We start from the raw sequence: 20348 nt of genomic DNA, 5'->3' as shown, positions 1-20348 counted from the left end.
GGCCCCTATTCGAAGCTGTAGGGCCGCGACATCGTCTCGTCCCGCGTGAAGGGGTTCGTTTCGGGGAAGGTCGCTGCGGACAGTCCTGTTTCGGCGATCGCTTCCAGGCGCGCGTACTCGTAGGCGCTCGCGAGTGCCTCGTCGATCCGCGGCTTCAAGCCGGGATTGGCTGCGATCACGGCGGCGGCGTGCTTTCGATGGATGGTAATGGAAACGGCCCAACTGCGGCTACGCAGATTCGGCTGGTGCTCCCACTTCAACATGTGCAGCAGGACGAGCCGGTAGAAGCTCGAGAGCCGGGTGAATTCGCCGCGGCCCAAGCACTCAATCTCCTCGGCGAGGTTCTCGCGGTCGAGCGCGGTCAGGTCGCCGGCGCGCAGCAACGCGGCCTGCTGCATGGTCCAGGTATAGAAGTCATCGTCGTAGGCCGCGCGGCGAGGCGCGGCGAGCGTCGTTGCAGCCGTCATCGGAGATATCCTCGCGCCGCCATCCTATCACGGCGCGGTGCCGCGCGCCTCCGCGGCCCGCCGGATCGCCGCCAGCGCCTCCTTGGGGTCGATGCGCCCGTCGTAGAGGGCGCGGCCCGTGATGGCGCCGGCCAGCAGCGCGCAGTCGGGCTCCAGGAGCCGGTGAACGTCCGCGATCGAGGCGAGGCCGCCGGAGGCGATCACCGGGATGCTCACGGCCTCGGCCAATGCCAGCGTCATCGGGATGTTGAGGCCCTTGAGGATCCCGTCCCGGGCGATGTCGGTGTAGATGAGCGCCGCCACGCCCGCATCCTCGAAGCGCCGGCCCAGCTCCTCCGCCGTCACGGTCGAGGTCTTGGCCCAGCCCTCCACGGCGACCCGCCCGTCCTTGGCGTCGATGCCCACGGCGATCTGCCCGGGAAAGCGCCGGGCGGCCTCGCGCACGAAGGCCGGGTCGCGCACCGCCGCGGTGCCGATGATGACGCGGCTGACGCCCTTGGCGAGCCAGCCCTCGACGGTGCGCATCTCCCGGATGCCGCCGCCGAGCTGCACCGGGATCGTCACCGCGGCCAGGATCGCGTCCACCGCCGCCGCGTTCATCGGCGCGCCCGCGAAGGCTCCGTCGAGGTCGACCACGTGAAGCCAGGCGAACCCCTGTTCGGCGAAGGTCGCGGCCTGCGCCGCCGGATCGTCGCTGAAGACGATCGCCTGCGCCATGTCGCCCTGCACGAGGCGCACGCAGCGCCCCTCCTTGAGATCGATGGCCGGGAACAGGATCACGAAGCGTCACCGCGAGGCTGAGAGGTGGGTCGGGTGGAATCAGGGCTGCCAGCGGAGGAAGTTCGCGATCAGCGCGAGGCCGAGCCGCTGGCTCTTCTCGGGATGGAACTGGGTGCCCGCGACGGTGCCGCGGCAGACCAGAGCGGTGACCGGGCCGCCGTAATCGCTCGTCGCCACGACGTCGCCGGGATCCCGGGGCGCCAGCGCGTAGCTGTGCACGAAGTAGGCGTGCAGCCCGCCCTCCCCGGTCGGGATGCCGGCCAAGAGCGGCGTCTCGCGATGGGCGTCGAGCGTGTTCCAGCCCATGTGCGGCACCTTGAGGGCCGGATCCGCGGGCCGGATCGGCGCCACGTCGCCCGGGATCCAGTCGAGGCCCGCCGTGGTCTCGTGTTCGAGGCCGCGCGAGGCGAGGAGCTGCATGCCGACGCAGATGCCGAGGAAGGGCCGCCCGCGCCGCTGCGCGGCCTCGGTCATCGCCTCGACCATGCCCGGCACGGCGTCGAGGCCGCGGCGGCAATCCGCGAAGGCGCCGACGCCCGGCAGCACCACGCGCTCGGCCGAGGCGACCGCCTCCGGGTCGGAGGTGACGGCGATGCGTGTTTGGTCGAGCCCCGCCTCGCGCGCGGCGCGCTCGAACGCCTTGGCGGCCGAGTGGAGGTTGCCCGAGCCGTAATCGATGATCGCGACGGTGCCGGCGCTCACGCCCGCGTCTCCTCTGGCTGGCCCGTCACCGGCGGAGATCCGCCTCGGGGAAGAGCCCGAGGGCCGGGCTTCCCGCGCGGGAATAGGGCGGCGCCGTCCGCGGGGCCGGGACCGGAGCCGGCGGTTCCCGCTCGGCGACCCAGCGGCGCACCAGCTTCACCTCGGCCTCCTTGATGTCCGCGGCCGTCACCGCATCGCGGATCGGCCGGCCCCGGCGCGCGTAGGTCCAGCGGCGCAGCGACGAGGCCTCCAGGCCGATCAGCCACGAGAGCAGCAGCGCGATGACGAAGCCCGCCAGCGGCGACAGGTTCAGGACGAGCCCGGCCACCCAGGCGCCGACCTCGACGGCGAGCACGAGCAGCCCCGCGAGCCAGAGCCGGTGCCAGAAGAACCACAGGGCCGTGAACCAGAAGGCCGGCCAGATGAAGCGGTCGGGCACCAGCTTGGCGCGGTCGAGGGCTTCCGGGCTGCCCGGATCGTCCGCATCGGCCATGTGCAGCGTGTAGGTCGGCATCGAACGCTCTCCCCGGCGGGCGCGCCAAGCAGGTTCCGCGAATAGCCGCCGGTTCTGCGACGAAAACCTGCGGCACGGCAAATATCAGGGCGGATCGGTCTCGGCACGCCGATGCCGGTCCGCCCGGGGCTGTCCTCAGAGCGAGCCCTTGGTCGAGGGCACCCGGTCCCCCTCGCGGGGGTCGATGGCGACCGCGTGGCGCAAGGCGCGCGCCAAGCCCTTGTAGCAGCTCTCGGCGATGTGGTGCTGGTTGTCGCCGTAGAGGGTCTCCACGTGGAGCGTGATCCCGGCGTTGATGGCGAAGGCCTGGAACCACTCGCGCACCAGCTCGGTGTCGAAGGTACCGATTTTTTCGCGGGCGAAGCCGGTGCGGAAGACCAGGAAGGGCCTCCCCGAGATGTCGACGGCGACGCGGGTGAGCGCCTCGTCCATAGGCAGGTGCAGGTCGGCGTAGCGGCGGATGCCGCGCTTGGCGCCGAGCGCCTGCGCGAAGGCCTGCCCCAGCGCGATGCCGGCATCCTCGGTGGTGTGGTGCTGGTCGACGTGCAGGTCGCCCGTGACCGTGACGTCGAGGTCGAACAGGGCGTGCCGGGCGAGCAACTCCAGCATGTGGTCGAGGAAGCCGACGCCCGTGCTGATCGCGGCCCGGCCGGTGCCGTCGAGGTCGATCGCGACGCTGACGTCGGTCTCGGCCGTCCGTCGGCTGACGCGGCCGGTGCGGGAGGGGGTGTCGGTCATCGATCCTGATCGCGGCGTGGAACGGGCTGCCTTGTAACCGGGCAGCCCGGCCCGACGCCAGGGGGTCACGCGCGGATCACAGCACCCGCCCGGCGACCGCGTCGAGCTTGGCCATCAGGGCGGGATCGCGGTGCTCGGGCGGCGTGATGATCGCCCCGTCGAGCGCCCGGTCGGAGCGCGCCGGGCAGGGCTCGTGCTCCTCGGGCAAGTCGCGGGCGAGGCGGCTCACCAATTGCGCGGCCCGGGCGGCGTTGGCCCGCGCCACGGCGATCACGGTCGAGACCTCGACGGCATCGTGATCGGGATGCCAGCAATCGAAATCCGTCACCATGGCGATGGTCGCGTAGGTGATCTCGGCCTCGCGGGCGAGCTTGGCCTCCGGCATGTTGGTCATGCCGATCACGTCGTAGCCCTGGCTCTTGTAGGTCAGCGACTCGGCGTAGCTGGAGAATTGCGGCCCCTCCATGCAGACGTAGGTGCCGTTCTTGCGCACCGGAATCTCCTCCGCCTGCGCCGCCGCCAGGATGCGGGCCTGGAGCGCGGGGCCGACCGGGTGGGCCATCGAGACATGGGCGACGCAGCCGTCGCCGAAGAAGGACGAGGCACGGCCGTGGGTGCGGTCGACGAACTGGTCCACCAGCACGAACAGGCCCGGATAGAGCTCCTGGCGGAACGAGCCGCAGGCGGAGAGCGACACGAGGTCGGTGACGCCCGCCCGCTTCAGCACGTCGATGTTCGCCCTGTAATTGATGCCGGAGGGCGAGAGGCGGTGGCCGCGGCCGTGTCGGGGCAGAAAGACCACGCGCGTCTCGCCGATGCGGCCGATGCGCAGCGCGTCCGAGGGCTCGCCCCAGGGCGAGGCGACCTGCTCCTCGCGCACGTCCTCCAGGCCCGGCAGGTCGTAGACGCCGGATCCGCCGATCACCCCCAGCACGGCCTTGGTCATGACGATCTCCTTCGTCCCCGCGCAAAAGAAAAGAGGCCCCTCCCGGGGCCTCTCGCCGTCTCCATTCCGGTTTCAGCTCGTCTTGTGCAGCTCGGGCTGCAGCCCGTGCGTCTCGCCGCCGACGTCCGACCAGACCTTCTTCTTCACGTAGTAGAGCAGGCCGGCCAGCACGAGCAGGAAGATGATGGCGCGCAGGCCGAGTTCCTTGCGGGCGAGCATGTGCGGCTCGGCGGTCCACATCAGGAAGGCGGTGACGTCGCGCGAGTACTGGTCGACCGTCTCGGGCACCACCGGCTGGCCGTCGGCGCCCTTCGCGTAGGTCACCTGCCCGTCGCTCAGGGGCTTGGGCATCGCGATCACGTGGCCCGGATAGTACTCGTTGTAGTGCCCGCCCTCCGGCACCTGGAAGCCCTCGGGGGGCGTCTCCTTGTAGCCGTTGAGGAGCGCGTGGAGGTAGTCGGGACCCTGCTCGGTGTAGCCGACGAAGGGCAGCCAATCGATCACGAACCACAGGCCGCCGCGGCCGAAGGTGCGGGCCTTGGCCATCAGCGACAGATCCGGCGGCGCCTTGCCGCCGTTGGCCGCCGCGGCCGCCTGATCGTTGGGGAACGGCGAGGGCCACTTGTCGGCCGGGCGGCCGGGCCGCTCGAACATCTCGCCCTGGTCGTTCGGGCCGTCCTTGACCTTGTACTCCGCCGCCAACGCCTTGACCTGCGAGGCCGAGAAGTGCGGACCGCCCTCCTCCGCGAGGTTGCGGAAGCGGACGTAGTGCAGGCTGTGGCAGCTGGAGCAGACCTCGCGGTAGACCTGGAAGCCCCGCTGCAGCTGCGCTTGGTCAAAGGTGCCGAACACGCCCGAGAAGGTCCACTTCTCGCGGTGCGGCGTGGGGCCTCCCTCGTCCGCGAAGGCGGCCGTGCCGGCCAGGATCGCGGCCGCGAGGCCGGCCACGAGAGCACGCGTTCTCATCATTCCCTCGATGCCCCTCTTCGGCGTCGTCATCGGCGTCTTGTCCGGGCAGCTTGTAGCGGCGTGGAGACGGCGGGGCCGCGCCGGACGCGGCCCCGGGTGGATCAGCCCTTGGTCGGCGGGGCGGCGGCGGCGCCAGCCGGCATGCCGGAGGCCCCCACCTGCTTGCCGGGCCCGGTGACGCTCTCCAGGATCGAGCCCGGGAGGGGCTTGGGCGTCTCGAACAGCCCGACGATCGGCATCACCAGCAGGAAGTGGGCGAAGTAGTAGATCGTGGCGAGGCGCGCCGCGATCACGTAGCCGCCCTCCGGCGGCTTGCCGCCGAGCCAGCCGAGCAGGAAGCAGCAGGCGATGAACACCCAGAAGAACTGCCGGTAGATCGGGCGGTAGTTCGCCGAGCGGACCCGCGAGGTGTCGAGCCAGGGCGCGAAGGCCAGGATGATCACCGCGCCGAACATCAGGATCACGCCGCCGAGCTTGTCCGGCACCGCGCGCAGGATCGCGTAGAACGGCAGGAAGTACCATTCGGGCACGATGTGCGCGGGCGTCACGCCGGGGTTGGCCGGGATGTAGTTGTCCGCGTGGCCGAGATAGTTCGGCTGCAGGAAGATCCAGTAGGCGAAGAAGGCGAAGAACACCACCACCGCGAACACGTCCTTGATGGTCGCGTAGGGGGTGAACGGCACCGCGTCCTTGCCGGACTTGATCGGGATACCGGCCGGGTTGTTCTGGCCCGTGACGTGCAGCGCCCAGACGTGCAGGACGACGACGCCGGCGATCATGAACGGCAGCAGGTAGTGCAGCGAGAAGAAGCGGTTGATGGTCGGATTGCCGACCGAGTAGCCGCCCCAGAGCAGGGTCTGGATCGTGTCGCCGACGATCGGGATCGCCGCCAGGATGTTGGTGATGACGGTGGCGCCCCAGAACGACATCTGGCCCCAGGGCAGCGTGTAGCCGAGGAACGCGGTCGCCATCATCAAGAGGTAGATGATGACGCCGAGGATGTAGAGCACCTCGCGCGGGGCCTTATAGGACCCGTAGTAGAGGTTGCGGAACATGTGCACGTAGACCGCGATGAAGAACATCGAGGCGCCGTTGGCGTGCATGTAGCGCAGGAGCCAGCCGTAATTCACGTCGCGCATGATGTGCTCGACGGAATCGAAGGCCTGGGTGGCCGAGGGCTGGTAGTGCATGGCCAGCCAGACGCCGGTGACGATCTGGGAGGCCAGCATCACGATCAGGATCGCGCCGAACGTCCAGAAGTAGTTCAGGTTGCGCGGGACCGGGAAGGCGATGAACGACGAGTGGACGAGGCCGATGATCGGCAACCGGGACTCGAACCACTTGGCGATGCCGCTCTTGGGGACGTAAGTCGTGGCGTGTGCGCTCATGAGGACAGCCCGTTATTCTGGATGTGAGGGTTCAGGCCGTGGCGCCTTCGCCGATGCGCACCTTGGCGTCGCCCTGGAAGGCGTAGGGCGGGAGCGGCAGGTTGATCGGGGCCGGTCCGCGGGTCACCCGTCCGACGGCGTCGAACATCGAGCCGTGGCAGGGGCAGCCCCAGCCCGGATGTCCGCCCTGGTTGGCGATCGGCACGCAGCCCAGATGGGTGCAGTTGCCGTAGGCCACGAGCCACTGGTCGTGGCCCTCCTTGACCCGGGCGTAGAAGGGCGCCGGGTCGATCATCTGGGCGGGCTGGGCCGCCTTCATATCGGCGATTTCCTTCTGGGTGAGGCGCCGCACGAAGATCAGCTTGCCGCGCCAAAAAACGTTGATGATCTGGCCCTCGGTGATCGGCCCGAGGTCGACGTCGATCGGCGCGCCCGCCGCCACCGTCTCGGCATCCGGTGCCATCGAGGCGACGAAGGGCCAGGCGAGCGCGGCGGCGCCGACCACGGCGCCCGCGCCGGTGGCGAGGTAGAGGAAGTCCCGGCGGGTCGTCCCGTGCGGATGCGCGGCGTCGGAGGGGGCGACGGTCGTGGCCAAGTTCCGGCTCTCCCGAGAAACAACGAAGGCGAAGCCCGCGGCCGACCGTTCGGCCATGCGCGGACCACAATCCTGGGGCTGGGTTCGGGGGTGAAACCCCCGGTTTCGGCGGACCGAAGCACCACCCCGAGCGCGCGTGCAATGCGACCGGGCGTCGCCCGCGCGGCCGCTCTCTGCCACGGCCCGGGCCGCGGCGCCAGCATGCCGCGGCCCTTCTGCCCGCTTTTTGCCCCGCTCAAGGGGCCGTACGGGGCGCGGGCGCCCTCGCGTGGCCGAGACGCAGCACCACCGCGATGCCCACGAGGCCCGCGGCCGAGATGGCGATGAGGCCCCAGGAAAAATCGCCGGTCCAGTCCTTGATGGCGCCGACCGCGTAGGGTGCGACGAAGCCAGAGAGATTGCCGATCGAGTTCACCACCGCGATGGCGCCAGCCGCCGCCGCGCCCGTGAGGGTCTCGGTGGGGAGCGTCCAGACGATCGGCAGCGCCGCGAAGATGCCGAAGGCGGCGACCGAGAACAGCGCCATCTTGAGCATGGGGTCGCCCACGAGGGCCGCGGCGATCGTCCCCAGGGAGGCGAGCGCCAGCGCGGTCGCGAGGTGCCAGCGCCGCTCGCGCTTGGCGTCCGAGCGCTTGCCCCAGTAGAGCAGGCCCACCGTGCCGGCCGTGTAGGGGATCAGCGTGACGAGGCCGGTCTGGAAGTTGGTGAGGCCGAACGCCTTGACGATCTGCGGCAGGAAGAAGCTGAAGCCGTAGAGCAGCGCCACGGCGCCGAAATAGATCACCGCGATGGCGAGCACCCGCGGCTCGAAGATCGCCTGCGAGAGGGGCTGGTGGCTGCCGCGCCCGCGCATCGCCTCCTCCTCGGCCATCCGCCGCTCCAGCCACTCGCGCTCGTCGGGGGCGAGCCAGGTCGCGTCCGCGGGCCGGTCGGTGAGATAGAAGAAGGTGACGAAGGACAGGATCACGGCCGGCGCCGCCTCGATCAGGTAGAGCCACTGCCAGCCCTTGAGGCCGAAAAGCCCGTCGAGTTCGAGCAGTGCGCCCGAGATCGGGGCGCCGATCAGGCTGGAGAGCGGGATCGCCACCATGAAGGCGCTGACGATGCGCGCCCGGTAGGCGGCGGGGAACCACAGGGTGAGGTAGAAGATGATGCCCGGGAAGAACCCGGCCTCCGCCGCACCGAGCAGGAGCCGCATCACGTAGAAGCTCGTCTCGCCGCCGATGAAGGCCATGCCGCCGGAGATGAGCCCCCAGGAGAGCATGATGCGGGCGATCCAGCGCCGCGCGCCGAACCGCTCCAGGAAGAGGTTCGAGGGCACCTCGAACAGGAAGTAGGTGAGGAAGAACAGCCCGGAGCCGAGCCCGTAGGCGGTGGCCGAGAGGCCCAGGTCCTTGTTCATCGTCAGCGCCGCGAAGCCGACGTTCACCCGGTCGAGATAGGCGACGAAGTAGCAGACGATCAGGAACGGGATCAGCCGCCGGCTGACGCGCCGGATCGTGCGGGTTTCGAGGTCGGTCATCGGCGTCGTTCCTCCCGGCCGGGGTCTGGCGGCCGGGATCTGGCGGCCCGGCTCGCGCGCCCCTTGGCCGGGCGCGCGCGGTTTGGCAAGGGCGGTTCGGCCGGGACGGTGGCGCTAGGGCAGTTGCGCGAGGGCGGCTGTGACGGGCGATCGCGAAGGCGGTCCGGCGACGAGCGCGCCAGGCCAGTCACCCGCTTGTTCGCCGGGACGCTTCGGTCTAGTGCTCCCCCCTCCCCGGGCCGCGCGTCGCAACGATGAGGGCGCCGGCGCGTTCGACCCTTCGCAATCGATCGAGACCGAGATGGTGAGCCCACGCCGTGACAGCGGGAGCGAGCGCCCGTCGCTCAAGGACGCCCGCATCCTGGTCGTCGAAGCCCGCTACTACGACGACATCGCCGACGAACTCCTGCGCGGCGCCCTCGACGCCATCGCGGCCGCCGAGGCCGAGGCCGAGGTCGTGACGGTGCCCGGCGCGCTGGAGATCCCCCAGACGGTGGCGATCCTGGTCGAGGCCGCCGCGCGGGCGCGCAAGCCCTTCGACGCGGTGGTGGCGCTCGGCTGCGTGATCCGCGGCGAGACCGGCCATTACGACATCGTCGCGGGCGAGAGCGCGCGGGCGCTCATGGACCTCTCGGTGGTGCTGCGCCTGCCGCTCGGCAACGGCATCCTGACGGTCGAGACCGAGGCCCAGGCGCAGGCCCGCGCCCGCGTCGCCGAGATGAACAAGGGCGGGGGCGCCGCCGAGGCGGCCCTGGCGGTGCTGGGCCTCAAGCGCGCGCGGGACGCGGTGCGGGCCGAGCGCACCATCGGCTTCACGCCGCCCCGCCCCACCCGAGACGAAGGAGACACGTCGAGATGAAACCGGCCGAGCGCAGCGGCGCCCGCCTGGCCGTCGTGCAGGCGCTCTACGAGATGGAGATTTCCGGCAAGGGCGTCATCGACGCGCTCGCTGAGTTCGAGGCCTTTTGGATCGGGCAGGTGGTCGACGGGGTCGAGCACCCGCCGGCCGAGACCGCCTTCTTCCGCGACCTGCTGCGCGGGGCGGTGGAGGAGCAGCGGGCGATCGACCAGGCCCTCGACGGCGCCCTCTCGGCTGGCTGGCCCCTGCGCCGGGTCGAGGCGGTGCTGCGGGCGATCCTGCGCGCGGGCGCCTACGAGGTGATCTACCGCCGCGACGTGCCGGTGCGGGTGGCGATCTCGGAATACGTCGACGTCGCCCACAGCTTCTACGGCGGCGAGGAGCCGGGTCTCGTCAACGCCGTGCTCGACAAGGTGGCGCGGGCGGCCCGGGCCGAGGAACTCGACGGCGCGGCCCGCGAGGGCTGACGCCCGGTGCCCGCCCTCCCCCGCCCGAGCGAGGACGAGCTGATCGCCCGCTACTTCGCCCCGCTCGCGGGGCCGGGCGGGCTCGGGCTGCGGGACGATGCGGCGGTGCTGACGCCGACCCCCGGGCACGACCTCGTGCTCACCGCCGACGCGATCGTGGCGGGCGTCCACTACTTCCCCGACGACCCTCCCGCCTCGGTCGCCATCAAGGCGCTCGGCGTGAACCTGTCGGACCTCGCCGCCAAGGGCGCGGCGCCGCGGGGGTTCCTGCTCACCCTGGCCCTCAGCGACGGGTGGGACGAGGGCTGGCTCGCCGCCTTCTGCGCCGGCCTGGGCGAGGCCGCGTCCCGCCACGGCTGCCCGCTCCTCGGCGGCGACACGGTGCGGGCCGCCGGGCCGACGCTCCTGAGCATCACGGCTTTGGGCGAGGTGCCGGCCGGCCGGATGGTGCGCCGGTTCACCGCGCAGGCGGGCGACCACCTCCTCGTCTCGGGCAGCATCGGCGACGCGGCCCTGGGATTGCGGCTGCGCCGCGAGCCGGACGCCCCCTGGGCCGCCGCGATCGGCGAGGCGCATCGCCGCCACCTCGCGGACCGCTACCTGCATCCCCGCCCCCGGCTGGCCCTGGCGCCCGCGCTCGCAGCCCATGCCCGCGCCGGCATGGACGTGTCGGACGGCCTCGCAGGCGATCTCGCCAAGATGCTGCGCGCCTCGGGCTGCAGCGCCGAGGTCGAGGTCGCGGCGGTGCCGCTCTCGGCAGCCGTCGCGGCGGCGGTGGCGGAGGCGCCCGATCTCCTCGCGACCGCGCTCACCGGCGGCGACGATTACGAGATCCTCTGCGCCGTGCCGCCGGCCGCGGTCGCGGCGCTGACGGCGTGCGCCGCCGAGGGCGGCGTGCCGCTCACCCGCATCGGCACCGTGACGGCGGACCGCGGGACGCCGCGCTTCCGTGATCGCGATGGATCCCCGATCCGCTTCGGCCGGGCCTCCTTCAGCCACTTCTAGGCAAGACTTTCGTCGGGGCGGGGCGATTTTTTCCCGTGTTGCCCTGCGGATGACCCGTTCGCGCCGTTTGCGCTCGCCCGTGAAGTTTGGCACTCAAGGTCGGCAGGCCGGCGCGATCGCGCGACCGGCGCTTCTGGGGAGGGAGACCCGCAACGGGGGGCCGCTCGCCACCGTGGCCGTCGACACTTGCGGGTCAAGCCCGGCATCAAGGACGGTAGAATGACCGCACTCCTGCTCATCATCGTGGGCGGCCTCTGCGCCGTTGCCTACGGTATCTTCACGATCAACGACGTCATGCGGCGCGACGCCGGCACCCAGCGTATGCAGGAGATCGCGGGCGCGATCGCCGAGGGTGCGCAGGCCTATCTGCGGCGCCAGTACCTCACCATCGCGGTCGTCGGCATCCTGCTGTTCGCCCTGCTCGCCTATTTCCTCGGCCTCAAGGTGGGGATCGGCTTCCTCATCGGCGCGGTGCTGTCGGGCGCGGCCGGCTTCATCGGCATGAACGTCTCGGTGCGGGCGAACGTGCGCACCGCGCAGGCCGCCACGCAGTCGCTCGGCGGGGGCCTCGACGTCGCCTTCAAGTCGGGGGCGGTCACCGGCATGCTGGTGGCGGGCTTGGCCCTCCTCGGCGTCGCGCTCTACTACACCTACCTCACGCGCTACGCCGGGCTGGCGCCCGCGAGCCGCGACGTCATCGACGCGCTGGTGGCGCTCGGCTTCGGCGCCTCCCTGATCTCGATCTTCGCGCGTCTCGGCGGCGGCATCTTCACCAAGGGCGCCGACGTCGGCGGCGACCTCGTCGGCAAGGTCGAGGCCGGCATCCCGGAGGACGATCCGCGCAACCCCGCCACCATCGCGGACAATGTCGGCGACAACGTCGGCGACTGCGCCGGCATGGCGGCGGACCTGTTCGAGACCTACGCGGTGACGCTCGTCGCCACGATGGTGCTCGCCGCGATCTTCTTCAACGGCCAGACGGCGGTCGAGGGGCGCAACGTGCTGGAGACGATGCTGCTCTACCCGATGGCGATCGGGGCGGCCTGCATCGTCACCTCCATCATCGGCACCTTCTTCGTGCGGCTGGGCGCCAACCAGTCGATCATGGGCGCCCTCTACAAGGGCCTGATCGGGGCCGGCATCCTCTCCATCGGCGCGATCGCGGCGATCAACTTCGTGATGTTCGGCGGCTTCGCGACGCGCTTCACCACCAACACCGGCGCGACCTTCACCTCGCTCAACCTCTTCCTGTGCGCGGTGATCGGCCTCGTGATCACCGCGCTCATCGTCGTCATCACCGAGTACTACACCGGCACGAACTTCCGCCCGGTGAAGTCGATCGCGCAATCCTCGGTCACCGGCCACGGCACCAACGTGATCCAGGGGCTGGCGATCTCGCTCGAATCGACCGCCCTGCCGGCCCTCGTGATCGTCGGCGGCATCATCGCCACCTACTCGCTCGCGGGCCTGTTCGGCATCGCCATCGCGGTCACCGCGATGCTGGCGCTCGCGGGCGTGGTGGTGGCGCTCGACGCCTTCGGCCCGGTCACCGACAACGCGGGCGGCATCGCCGAGATGGCGGGGCTGCCCAAGGAGGTGCGCAAGTCGACCGACGCGCTCGACGCCGTGGGCAACACCACCAAGGCCGTCACCAAGGGCTACGCCATCGGCTCGGCGGGCCTCGGCGCGCTGGTGCTCTTCGCCGCCTACACCTCGGATCTCGACTACTTCATCAAGAACTCCGAGCAATACACCTACTTCCGGGGCGTCACCGTCGATTTCTCCCTCTCCAACCCCTACGTGGTGGTGGGGCTGCTGCTCGGGGGCCTGATCCCGTACCTGTTTGGCGGCATCGCCATGACGGCGGTGGGCCGCGCGGCCGGCGCGGTGGTCGAGGAGGTGCGCCGCCAGTTCCGCGAGAAACCCGGCATCATGAAGGGCACCGACCGGCCGGATTACGGCCGCGCCGTCGACATGCTGACCCGGGCGGCGATCAAGGAGATGGTGATCCCCTCGCTGCTCCCGGTGCTCTCGCCGGTGGCGCTGTACTTCGCGATCTACCTCATCGCCGGCAAGGGGCAGGCCTTCGCGGCGGTGGGCGCGATGCTGCTCGGCGTGATCCTGACCGGCCTCTACGTGGCGATCTCGATGACCTCCGGCGGCGGCGCCTGGGACAACGCCAAGAAGTACATCGAGGACGGCCACCACGGCGGCAAGGGCTCCGACGCCCACAAGGCGGCGGTGACCGGCGACACCGTCGGCGATCCCTACAAGGACACCGCTGGCCCGGCCGTGAACCCGGCGATCAAGATCACCAACATCATCGCGCTCCTGCTGCTGGCGATCCTCGCCCACAGCTGACCGTGGGGCGGGCTTCCATGGCCCGCCCTCTCGCTCCACACTCCAGCATCGAGCCGGATCGACATGAAGCGGGGCCGTTCCGCGCAGCGGGGCGGCCCTTGCTGCCTGCACCCGTGCAGCAGGTTCGCATCCTTCAAGTCCCGGTCCGCCAACCGGAGGGTGTTGGCGATGTGAAGGCTAGTGGGTTCCGATCCGGACGGCATGGTCCATGATCTCTCGCGTCCTCGAATTGGCGACCGCGGCGTCCCGCAGGAACTCCGTCTTGAAGGAGCAGAGCACGTCGGCGAACACGCCGCTGCCCTGCTGCGTCTCGTATCCGAGGAGTGGGTCCAGCATCCGTTCGTCGGCATCGTCGGGCAGCAGGACGAGCACGTCCCAGTCGCTGTCCTGTTTGGCCGTGCCGCGGGCGCGGCTCCCGAACAGCAGAACCGCCTCGGGCCGGTAGACCGCCTTGATCCGCTCCAAGAGCGTCCCGAGTTCCGGGAACTCCGCCGTCCTGGGAATGAGCTGCGAGAGAGACGTCGGCTCGACCATGGCGCGTCCACGCTTCGTCGGCCTCAAGAGATAGTGGTCGGCACGTCCGAGCGCCATCCCTGGCACCCGGGAGCGCGCCGAGGGACGGGGATGCCGCCGTCGCGGCGGGCTTGGTTCGGAAGCGCCGCCTTCCCGGCCGCCTGACAGGCGCGGGACCTATCGCGCCGTCAGCGCCGCGTGCGCCTCCGTCAGCCGGGCCGCGTAGCGGGCGATCAGGTCGACCTCCAGGTTGATCCGGTCGCCGACCCGCCGCTCGCCCCAGGTGGTCACCGCCAGCGTGTGCGGGATCAGCAGCACCGTGAAGGTGTCGCCCTCGACCCCGTTCACCGTGAGCGATGTCCCGTCGAGGCAGACCGATCCCTTCTCGGCGATGAAGCGCGAGAGGGCCGCCGGCGCGCGCAGCACGAAGCGGTCGCTCGGCGCCCATTGGTCGCCCTCCTGGCCCGTCACCGCCTCGCGCGCCACGATCTCGGCGAGCCCGTCCACGTGGCCGGTGACGAGGTGGCCGCCGAGTTCGTCGCCGAGCCTCAAGGAACGCTCCAGGTTGACCCGTGTGCCCGGCACCCAGGTCCCCACGCTGGTGCGCGCGAGCGTCTCGGCGGCGGCATCCACCGTGAAGCGGCAGCCGCTGCCGTGCGGCTCCACCGCCACCGCGGTGAGGCAGGGGCCGCCGCAGGCGATCGAGGCGCCGAGCGCGATCGAGGCCGGATCGTAGGCGGATGCGATGGTGATGCGGCGCAGGCGCTCGCCGCCGTCCACGGCGGTCACGCGTCCGACATCCGTCACGAGGCCGGTGAACATGGTCAGCTCCGCTCGTAGGCCGTGAAGAGGTCCGGGCCGACCCGCTCCTCGCCCGCGGGCCGCAGCCCGTTCGAGGCGAGCAGGGCGGCGAGGTGCGGCCCGACGGCCGGCAGGCCCGGCATCCCGAGGGGCCGCGCCCCGGTGATGAGGAGGCAGGCATCGATCAGGCCGTCGCGCGCCAGCGCGTCGGCCAGGGTCGGCCCGCCCTCGCAAAAGATCCGGGTGAGGCCGTGCCGGGCCAGAGCCGCGAGGGCCGCCGGCAGGGCGAGCCGCCCGGCACCGGGGAGGCGCCGCACCTCGGCGCCGGCCGCCGCCAGACTCCGCTCGGCGGCCTCGGGCGCATCCTCGGCGGCCAGGATCAGCGTCGGCACGCGCCGGTCGCCCAGGAGGCGCGCCGAGGGCGGGGTGCGCAGCTGCGAATCGAGGACGACGCGCAGCGGCGAGCGGCCTTCAAGGCCCGGGAGGCGCACGGTGAGTTCGGGGTCGTCAGCGATGAGCGTGCCGACGCCGACCATGATGGCGTCCGCGTGCGCGCGCAGCAGGTGGACCCGCGCGTTCGCGAGCGGGCCGGTGATCAGGAGCCGGTCCGGCCCGCCGGCCGCGAAGCCGTCCGAGGTGCGGGCGAGCTTGAGCTGAAGCGCCGGGCGGTTCTCGATCACGCGGGCGACATGGCCGCGATGATCGCGCCGGGCCTCCTCGCCCAGCACGCCGACCGTGACGGCGATGCCCGCCGCCCGCAGCCGGGCGTGGCCGCGTCCCGCGACCCGCGGGTCGGGGTCGTCCATGGCGCTCACCACCCGGGCGATGCCGGCGGCGATGACCGCGTCGGCGCAGGGCGCGGTGCGGCCGTGGTGCGAGCAGGGTTCCAGGGTGACGTAGAGAGTGGCGCCCCGGGCCGCCGGACCCGCCTCGGCCAGCGCGATGCGCTCCGCATGCGGGCGCCCGCCCGGCTGCGTCACGCCCTGCGCCACGATGCGCTCCGCGCCCGGCGGCCCCGCGACGATTACCGCCCCGACGGACGGGTTCGGCCACGTGCGCCCGAGATGACGCCGCCCGAGGGCGAGCGCCAGCCGCATGGAGCGCCGGTCGGCGTCGGACGCGCTCACGCCCGCGACCGGGCGCGCCGCGCCGGCGCCTCCCCGCCCCTGCCCGCCCCCTCGGCGCTCACCGTCCCGGCGCCCGCCGGCGGATCGGCATCGATCTGCTGGTCGGCACCGATCTGCTGATCGGCACCGACCTGTTGGTCGGCGTTGAGACGCCCGAGCAGTTCCTCGAAGTCGCGGGCCTCGCGGAAATTCTTGTAGACCGAGGCGAAGCGCACGTAGGCGACGTCGTCGAGGCCTTTCAGCCCCTCCATGACGAGTTCGCCGATGGCCTCGCTCGTCACCTCCGGCTCGCCCGCGCTCTCCAGCTGCCGGGTGATGCCGCTCACCAGCCGCTCGACCCGCTCCGGATCGGCCGAGCGCTTGCGCAGGGCCACGTCGACAGAGCGCTGCAGCTTGTCGCGGTCGAACGGCACCTTGCGGCCGGACCGCTTCACGACGGTGAGTTCGCGCAACTGGACGCGCTCGAAGGTGGTGAAGCGCCCGCCGCAATCCGGGCAGATCCGGCGCCGCCGGATGGCCGAGGCATCGTCGCTCGGCCGCGAATCCTTCACCTGCGTGTCGAGGCCGCCGCAGTAGGGGCACCGCATCGGCCGCCCAACCTCTCCAAGGCGCCCCGCCCCCGCCCGGGCGGCCACGCGCGATCAAACGGAAACGGCCGGGCTCGCTCGCACGAGCCCGGCCGTTCCAAGGCGTGTAATCGATCAGCCGTAGATGGGGAAGCGGTCGGTCAGCGCACGGACCTCCTGCCCGACCTTCTCCTCGGCGGCGGGATCGCCGGCCTCGCCGTTGCGGGCGACGCCGTCGAGCACCGTGACGATGAGCTCCCCGACCTTCTTGAACTCGGCCACGCCGAAGCCGCGCGAGGTGGCGGCCGGGGTGCCCAGGCGGATGCCGGAGGTCACGGTGGGCTTCTGCGGGTCGAACGGCACGCCGTTCTTGTTGCAGGTGATGCCGGCCCGCGAGAGCGCGGCCTCGGCGGCCTTGCCGGTGACGCTCTTGGCCCGCAGGTCCACCAGCATCAGGTGGTTGTCGGTGCCGCCCGTGGTGATGTCGAAGCCGCCCGAGATGATCGTGTCGGCCAGCGCGCGGGCGTTCTCCACCACCTGCTTGGCGTAGATCTTGAACTCGGGCTTGAGCGCCTCGCCGAAGGCCACCGCCTTGCCGGCGATGACGTGCATCAGCGGACCGCCCTGGAGGCCGGGGAACACCGCCGAGTTGATCTTCTTGGCCAGCGCCTCGTCGTTCGTCAGCACCATGCCGCCGCGCGGGCCGCGCAGGGTCTTGTGCGTCGTCGTGGTGACCACGTGGGCGTGGGGGAACGGCGAGGGATGCACGCCGCCCGCCACCAGACCCGCGAAGTGGGCCATGTCGACGAAGAACACCGCGCCGACGCTGTCGGCGATCTCGCGGAACTTGGCGAAGTCCCAGTGGCGCGGATAGCCCGAGCCGCCCGCGATGATGACCTTGGGCCGGTGCTCCTCGGCGAGCTTGGCGACCTGCTCCATGTCGAGGCGCTGGTCCTCGCGCCGCACCGTGTAGGAGACCGGCTTGAACCACTTGCCCGACACGTTCGGGGGCGCCCCGTGGGTGAGGTGGCCGCCGGCCGCGAGGTCGAGGCCCAGGAAGGTGTCGCCGGGCTGCATGGTGGCCATGAACACGGCCTGGTTCGCCTGGGAGCCGGAATTCGGCTGCACGTTGGCGAACTCGCAGCCGAACAGGCGCTTGGCCCGGTCGATGGCGAGGTTCTCGGCCACGTCCACGAACTGGCAGCCGCCGTAGTAGCGCCGGCCCGGATAGCCTTCCGCGTACTTGTTGGTGAGAACCGAGCCCTGCGCCTCCAGCACCGCCCGCGACACGATGTTCTCGGAGGCGATCAACTCGATCTCGTGCTGCTGCCGGCCCAGCTCTTGATCGACCGCGCGGGCGAGTTCGGGATCGACGTCGGCCAGCGGGGCCGAGAAGAACGAGTTCGACAGGGAAGACTTGGCGGTGCCCGCGCTCATGTTGACCTCGACGGTTGAGAGTTTCGTCCCACGGACGGCTTGTTGTCGGTCAGGCCTTCCGCCGGCCGGTTTTTACACGCGGCCGGAAGACCGGCCAACGCGGCGCACCGCCTCGCCGCAAGAGCGCCTGGACGGTTCCAGGCGCGCGGGAGAATGGCGGCGCGGATGAGCTGGAGCGGCGGACGCCCGAAACGTGCCGATCGTGGTACTGCCTCAACCCGTTTTAAGTCAAGGAAGCCAAGAGATAGAAAAACTTAATGGCCCTGCAGAAAAACTTGCGCCGCCCGGATCAGTAATGGGGCGGAGGCGGCTCGGGCGCGGCGGAGGCCGGGCGCTCGGCCATCTCCCGCAGGCGCTCGCTCAGGGCGGCGACCTGCCGCGTCAGCCCGTCGATGCGCGCCCATTGCTCGGCGACGGTGCGGCTGAGCTCCTCGATCGTGCGCTCCTGATGGGTGAGGCGGATCTCGACCTCGTCGAGGCGGGGAGCGGGCGGGGACGCGTCGTCGGGCATGGGAGCGGATCGCCGAAAAGGGAACGGCCCGGGGGTCGCCCGGGCCGCGTCAGACGGGGTGCGAGGAGAACGCGCGATCAGTTGGTCTGATCGTCCTCGTCGGGGTTGAAGTTGCGCGGGCCCTGCGCGGCGGCGGTCATCGCGGCGGTGGGAGCGCCCACGCCGTCGCGCTTGTAGATGTCGTCGCGGAACTGCACGAGGCCGTCCGGCGTGGACCACGCGGTGATGTAGGTCCAGTAGACCGGGATCGGCGCCACCGGGCGGGCATCGACGCGCTGGCCGCCCTGGATGATGGCCTCGATCGTCTCCGGGTTGCCGTTCGGGGTGCCCTGGAGGATCCAGGCGACGTAGTCGCGCACGTTCTGGACGCGCACGCAGCCCGAGGACACGAAGCGGAAATCGTCGCCGAAGATGCCCTTGGCCGGCGTGTCGTGCATGTAGACGCCGTGCGGGTTCGGAATGTTGATCCGCACGAAGCCCATCGAGTTGAGGTCGACGCCCGGATCCTGGCGGAAGCGGTAGCGGGTCGCCTCGTCGGAGCGCCAGTTGACCTGGGAGGGCGGGATCTCGCGGTCGCCGTCGAAGATGCGGATCTTGTTGTCCGTCAGGTACGACGGCTCCTTCTGCATCTTCGGGATCAGGTCCTTCTTGATGATCGAGGCCGGCACGGTCCAGTAGGGGTTGAAGTTCACCTCCTGGATCTTGGCGTTCATGACCGGCGACTGCCGGTCGATCTTGCCGACGCCGGCGGCGTGACGGGTGGCGACGTGATCGCCCTCCACCGTCTCGACCAGCGCCGCCGGGATGTTGACGATGACGTAGCGCCCCCCGAGGTTGCCCGAGTAGGAGCGCAGGCGCACCGCGTTGAGTTCGAGCTGGCGCAGCCGCACGTCGGCCGGCACGTTCATGGCCTGCACGGTCGTGATGTTCATCGACCCGGTCTGGTTGAGGCCGTGCCGGGCCTGGAAGCGGCGCACCCCCGCCTCGACGTAGGAATCGTAGACCGGCGAGGAGCCGGCGGCCGGGTCGAGGTCGCCCGACGCGATCAGGCGCTGGCGCAGCGCCGCCACCGTCGGGCTCTTGGCGCCGAGGCGCAGGCGCTCGGAGCCGGAGACGGATTGCCAGCCGCCGCGGCCCACGATGTCGCGGTAGCGCTCGAGCATCTGCTCGGTGGCGGCCAGCGTCTGGGGCGAGAGGATCGGCGTGTTCGAGCGCTGGACCCGCATCGTGGAGGCGGAATCGTAGTTCTGCGCCCATTCGGCCTGGGGCAGGCCGCGCTCCTCGGCCGCGGCCGGGAGGGCGGCGGCCAGCAGCGCCAGGCCGAGCGAACCGCGGAGGGAAGCGCGTGTCAGCATGGGAGGCAAGCTCGTGATCCTGAGGTGAACCTTGGGGCGTGACCCTCGGGTAAGGCGGGGTCCCGTGGGGAAGGAGGGGGATCGCAGGCAGGGTGCCGGGTCGGGGAGCCCGGCCGGCATTCCTGCGCGACCGTGTCGGAGTGGCGTTAAGAACCCATGAGGAGCGGGCCAGAATGTGGCGGGCCGGCCAAGCGCTGCCGCGTGCCGCCGGATAGGTGTGGACTGCGTCCCCGCGGCCACAATCCCCTGCGGATGCAGGCGTCTCCCCCGCCTGCGACCGTCGCGACCGTGGCGGAACGAGGGCGGCTTGCGGTAACACCTCCGTCATGAGGACGGAGCGGCATGGGAAGCGGTCGGAGCGCCTGCGCGCGCTCGCGGCTCTGCTCGCGCTCTACGGGCTCGTGCTCCAGGCCTTCCTGGCCGGCCTGAGCCCGGTCCCGGCCGCCGCGGCGGCCGGGATCATCTGCGCCACGCACCTCCCCGGCGAGGAGGCGCCCGCCCCTCACGCGGCGCATCCGTGCTGCACCGTCTCCTGCCCGGGCCTGCCGCTGCTGGCCCCGCCCGCCGCGCAGGCGGCGTGGCCCGCCCGCACCGTGCTGCGCGTCGCGTGGGCCCGGCACCCTGCCCTGCCGGCCCGCGGCCCGCCGCAGCGCGCCGCCACTGCCCGAGGTCCCCCGTCCGCCTGAGCGCCCGCGCGGCCCGTTTGGGCCGCGTCCCCCTTGCCT

At 71.3% G+C, this 20348-nt stretch carries 22 protein-coding genes; 5 read left to right on the top strand and 17 right to left on the bottom strand.

Annotation, left to right across the window (positions count from 1 at the left end):
- Positions 1–5: 5 nt before the first annotated feature.
- The 10 genes from ACKUB9_RS12170 to ACKUB9_RS12125 form a co-directional block, all read right to left on the bottom strand.
- Positions 6–467, bottom strand: coding sequence for a DUF29 domain-containing protein (locus tag ACKUB9_RS12170; RefSeq protein WP_407522236.1), 462 nt, complete (start codon positions 465–467; stop codon positions 6–8).
- A 27-nt stretch (positions 468–494) separates the two neighbouring features.
- On the bottom strand, positions 495–1247 hold the full coding sequence (gene hisA, locus ACKUB9_RS12165) for a 1-(5-phosphoribosyl)-5-[(5-phosphoribosylamino)methylideneamino]imidazole-4-carboxamide isomerase (RefSeq protein WP_407522234.1): 753 nt from the start codon (positions 1245–1247) through the stop codon (positions 495–497).
- 39 nt (positions 1248–1286) lie between these two features.
- Positions 1287–1949, bottom strand: a complete 663-nt coding sequence (gene hisH, locus ACKUB9_RS12160; RefSeq protein ID WP_407522232.1) for an imidazole glycerol phosphate synthase subunit HisH — start codon at positions 1947–1949, stop codon at positions 1287–1289.
- 25 nt (positions 1950–1974) lie between these two features.
- Positions 1975–2463 carry a DUF2628 domain-containing protein gene (locus ACKUB9_RS12155; protein WP_407522230.1) on the bottom strand — a complete coding sequence of 163 codons (489 nt, stop codon included), beginning with the start codon at positions 2461–2463 and terminating at the stop codon, positions 1975–1977.
- A 135-nt stretch (positions 2464–2598) separates the two neighbouring features.
- Positions 2599–3201 carry an imidazoleglycerol-phosphate dehydratase HisB gene (hisB, locus tag ACKUB9_RS12150; RefSeq protein WP_407522228.1) on the bottom strand — a complete coding sequence of 201 codons (603 nt, stop codon included), beginning with the start codon at positions 3199–3201 and terminating at the stop codon, positions 2599–2601.
- 76 nt (positions 3202–3277) lie between these two features.
- Positions 3278–4147: an S-methyl-5'-thioadenosine phosphorylase gene (locus tag ACKUB9_RS12145; protein ID WP_407522226.1), complete on the bottom strand. Its 870-nt coding sequence runs from the start codon at positions 4145–4147 to the stop codon at positions 3278–3280.
- Positions 4148–4219: 72 nt separating this feature from the next.
- Positions 4220–5113 carry a cytochrome c1 gene (locus ACKUB9_RS12140; protein WP_407522224.1) on the bottom strand — a complete coding sequence of 298 codons (894 nt, stop codon included), beginning with the start codon at positions 5111–5113 and terminating at the stop codon, positions 4220–4222.
- A 104-nt stretch (positions 5114–5217) separates the two neighbouring features.
- Positions 5218–6504, bottom strand: a complete 1287-nt coding sequence (locus ACKUB9_RS12135) for a cytochrome b (RefSeq protein WP_407522222.1) — start codon at positions 6502–6504, stop codon at positions 5218–5220.
- Between the two features lie 31 nt (positions 6505–6535).
- Positions 6536–7099: a ubiquinol-cytochrome c reductase iron-sulfur subunit gene (gene petA / locus ACKUB9_RS12130; protein ID WP_407522220.1), complete on the bottom strand. Its 564-nt coding sequence runs from the start codon at positions 7097–7099 to the stop codon at positions 6536–6538.
- Between the two features lie 235 nt (positions 7100–7334).
- Positions 7335–8621, bottom strand: coding sequence for an MFS transporter (locus ACKUB9_RS12125; RefSeq protein ID WP_407522218.1), 1287 nt, complete (start codon positions 8619–8621; stop codon positions 7335–7337).
- Between the two features lie 301 nt (positions 8622–8922).
- Here ACKUB9_RS12125 and ribH point away from each other — a divergent pair, with 301 nt between their 5' ends.
- The 4 genes from ribH to ACKUB9_RS12105 all read left to right on the top strand — a co-directional run bounded on the left by ribH (position 8923) and on the right by ACKUB9_RS12105 (position 13313).
- Entirely contained in the window at positions 8923–9480 is a 558-nt protein-coding gene (gene ribH, locus ACKUB9_RS12120) for a 6,7-dimethyl-8-ribityllumazine synthase (RefSeq protein WP_407522216.1), read from the top strand.
- Positions 9477–9947 (top strand): transcription antitermination factor NusB, encoded by a 471-nt coding sequence (gene nusB, locus ACKUB9_RS12115; RefSeq protein WP_407522214.1) that lies wholly within the window; start codon positions 9477–9479, stop codon positions 9945–9947. Before ribH ends, nusB begins: the two co-directional genes overlap by 4 nt.
- Before the next feature lie 6 nt (positions 9948–9953).
- On the top strand, positions 9954–10952 hold the full coding sequence (gene thiL / locus ACKUB9_RS12110; protein ID WP_407522212.1) for a thiamine-phosphate kinase: 999 nt from the start codon (positions 9954–9956) through the stop codon (positions 10950–10952).
- A gap of 219 nt (positions 10953–11171) precedes the next feature.
- Entirely contained in the window at positions 11172–13313 is a 2142-nt protein-coding gene (locus ACKUB9_RS12105; protein WP_407522210.1) for a sodium-translocating pyrophosphatase, read from the top strand.
- Between the two features lie 177 nt (positions 13314–13490).
- Here the strand turns inward: ACKUB9_RS12105 and ACKUB9_RS12100 are convergent, their stop codons facing one another.
- From ACKUB9_RS12100 to ACKUB9_RS12070, 7 genes are all read right to left on the bottom strand, one after another.
- A complete protein-coding gene (locus tag ACKUB9_RS12100) occupies positions 13491–13904 on the bottom strand; it encodes a nucleotidyltransferase domain-containing protein (protein ID WP_407522208.1) in 414 nt (137 codons plus the stop codon).
- 99 nt (positions 13905–14003) lie between these two features.
- Positions 14004–14648, bottom strand: coding sequence for a riboflavin synthase (locus ACKUB9_RS12095; RefSeq protein WP_407522205.1), 645 nt, complete (start codon positions 14646–14648; stop codon positions 14004–14006).
- A 2-nt stretch (positions 14649–14650) separates the two neighbouring features.
- Positions 14651–15724 carry a bifunctional diaminohydroxyphosphoribosylaminopyrimidine deaminase/5-amino-6-(5-phosphoribosylamino)uracil reductase RibD gene (gene ribD, locus ACKUB9_RS12090; RefSeq protein ID WP_407522433.1) on the bottom strand — a complete coding sequence of 358 codons (1074 nt, stop codon included), beginning with the start codon at positions 15722–15724 and terminating at the stop codon, positions 14651–14653.
- 26 nt (positions 15725–15750) lie between these two features.
- Entirely contained in the window at positions 15751–16341 is a 591-nt protein-coding gene (gene nrdR, locus ACKUB9_RS12085) for a transcriptional regulator NrdR (protein ID WP_407522203.1), read from the bottom strand.
- Between the two features lie 114 nt (positions 16342–16455).
- Positions 16456–17757 carry a serine hydroxymethyltransferase gene (glyA, locus tag ACKUB9_RS12080; protein ID WP_407522201.1) on the bottom strand — a complete coding sequence of 434 codons (1302 nt, stop codon included), beginning with the start codon at positions 17755–17757 and terminating at the stop codon, positions 16456–16458.
- 289 nt (positions 17758–18046) lie between these two features.
- Positions 18047–18268, bottom strand: a complete 222-nt coding sequence (locus tag ACKUB9_RS12075; RefSeq protein WP_407522199.1) for a SlyX family protein — start codon at positions 18266–18268, stop codon at positions 18047–18049.
- Positions 18269–18345: 77 nt separating this feature from the next.
- A complete protein-coding gene (locus tag ACKUB9_RS12070) occupies positions 18346–19623 on the bottom strand; it encodes a L,D-transpeptidase family protein (protein ID WP_407522197.1) in 1278 nt (425 codons plus the stop codon).
- Between the two features lie 326 nt (positions 19624–19949).
- Between ACKUB9_RS12070 and ACKUB9_RS12065 the strand changes: the two genes are divergently transcribed.
- Entirely contained in the window at positions 19950–20309 is a 360-nt protein-coding gene (locus tag ACKUB9_RS12065) for a hypothetical protein (protein WP_407522195.1), read from the top strand.
- The last annotated feature ends 39 nt before the right edge of the window (positions 20310–20348 follow it).

Origin of the sequence: Methylobacterium oryzisoli, assembly GCF_046557895.1 — a bacterium.
GTDB classification, from domain to species: Bacteria; Pseudomonadota; Alphaproteobacteria; order Rhizobiales; family Beijerinckiaceae; genus Methylobacterium; species Methylobacterium oryzisoli.
This window is presented reverse-complemented; position numbering and strand designations above follow the sequence as displayed.

What these genes read in the sequence shown, in the direction of transcription:
- ACKUB9_RS12105 (WP_407522210.1), top strand. Translation starts at nt 11,172, where the DNA reads ATGACCGCACTCCTGCTCATCATCGTGGGCGGCCTCTGCGCCGTTGCC.
- ACKUB9_RS12075 (WP_407522199.1), bottom strand. Translation starts at nt 18,268, where the DNA reads ATGCCCGACGACGCGTCCCCGCCCGCTCCCCGCCTCGACGAGGTCGAG.
- ACKUB9_RS12125 (WP_407522218.1), bottom strand. Translation starts at nt 8,621, where the DNA reads ATGACCGACCTCGAAACCCGCACGATCCGGCGCGTCAGCCGGCGGCTG.
- ACKUB9_RS12140 (WP_407522224.1), bottom strand. Translation starts at nt 5,113, where the DNA reads ATGAGAACGCGTGCTCTCGTGGCCGGCCTCGCGGCCGCGATCCTGGCC.
- ACKUB9_RS12170 (WP_407522236.1), bottom strand. Translation starts at nt 467, where the DNA reads ATGACGGCTGCAACGACGCTCGCCGCGCCTCGCCGCGCGGCCTACGAC.
- ACKUB9_RS12155 (WP_407522230.1), bottom strand. Translation starts at nt 2,463, where the DNA reads ATGCCGACCTACACGCTGCACATGGCCGATGCGGACGATCCGGGCAGC.
- ACKUB9_RS12065 (WP_407522195.1), top strand. Translation starts at nt 19,950, where the DNA reads ATGAGGACGGAGCGGCATGGGAAGCGGTCGGAGCGCCTGCGCGCGCTC.
- ACKUB9_RS12070 (WP_407522197.1), bottom strand. Translation starts at nt 19,623, where the DNA reads ATGCTGACACGCGCTTCCCTCCGCGGTTCGCTCGGCCTGGCGCTGCTG.
- nrdR (WP_407522203.1), bottom strand. Translation starts at nt 16,341, where the DNA reads ATGCGGTGCCCCTACTGCGGCGGCCTCGACACGCAGGTGAAGGATTCG.
- ACKUB9_RS12095 (WP_407522205.1), bottom strand. Translation starts at nt 14,648, where the DNA reads ATGTTCACCGGCCTCGTGACGGATGTCGGACGCGTGACCGCCGTGGAC.
- ACKUB9_RS12145 (WP_407522226.1), bottom strand. Translation starts at nt 4,147, where the DNA reads ATGACCAAGGCCGTGCTGGGGGTGATCGGCGGATCCGGCGTCTACGAC.
- hisB (WP_407522228.1), bottom strand. Translation starts at nt 3,201, where the DNA reads ATGACCGACACCCCCTCCCGCACCGGCCGCGTCAGCCGACGGACGGCC.
- glyA (WP_407522201.1), bottom strand. Translation starts at nt 17,757, where the DNA reads ATGAGCGCGGGCACCGCCAAGTCTTCCCTGTCGAACTCGTTCTTCTCG.
- ACKUB9_RS12135 (WP_407522222.1), bottom strand. Translation starts at nt 6,504, where the DNA reads ATGAGCGCACACGCCACGACTTACGTCCCCAAGAGCGGCATCGCCAAG.
- ribD (WP_407522433.1), bottom strand. Translation starts at nt 15,724, where the DNA reads ATGCGGCTGGCGCTCGCCCTCGGGCGGCGTCATCTCGGGCGCACGTGG.
- nusB (WP_407522214.1), top strand. Translation starts at nt 9,477, where the DNA reads ATGAAACCGGCCGAGCGCAGCGGCGCCCGCCTGGCCGTCGTGCAGGCG.
- ACKUB9_RS12100 (WP_407522208.1), bottom strand. Translation starts at nt 13,904, where the DNA reads ATGGCGCTCGGACGTGCCGACCACTATCTCTTGAGGCCGACGAAGCGT.
- ribH (WP_407522216.1), top strand. Translation starts at nt 8,923, where the DNA reads ATGGTGAGCCCACGCCGTGACAGCGGGAGCGAGCGCCCGTCGCTCAAG.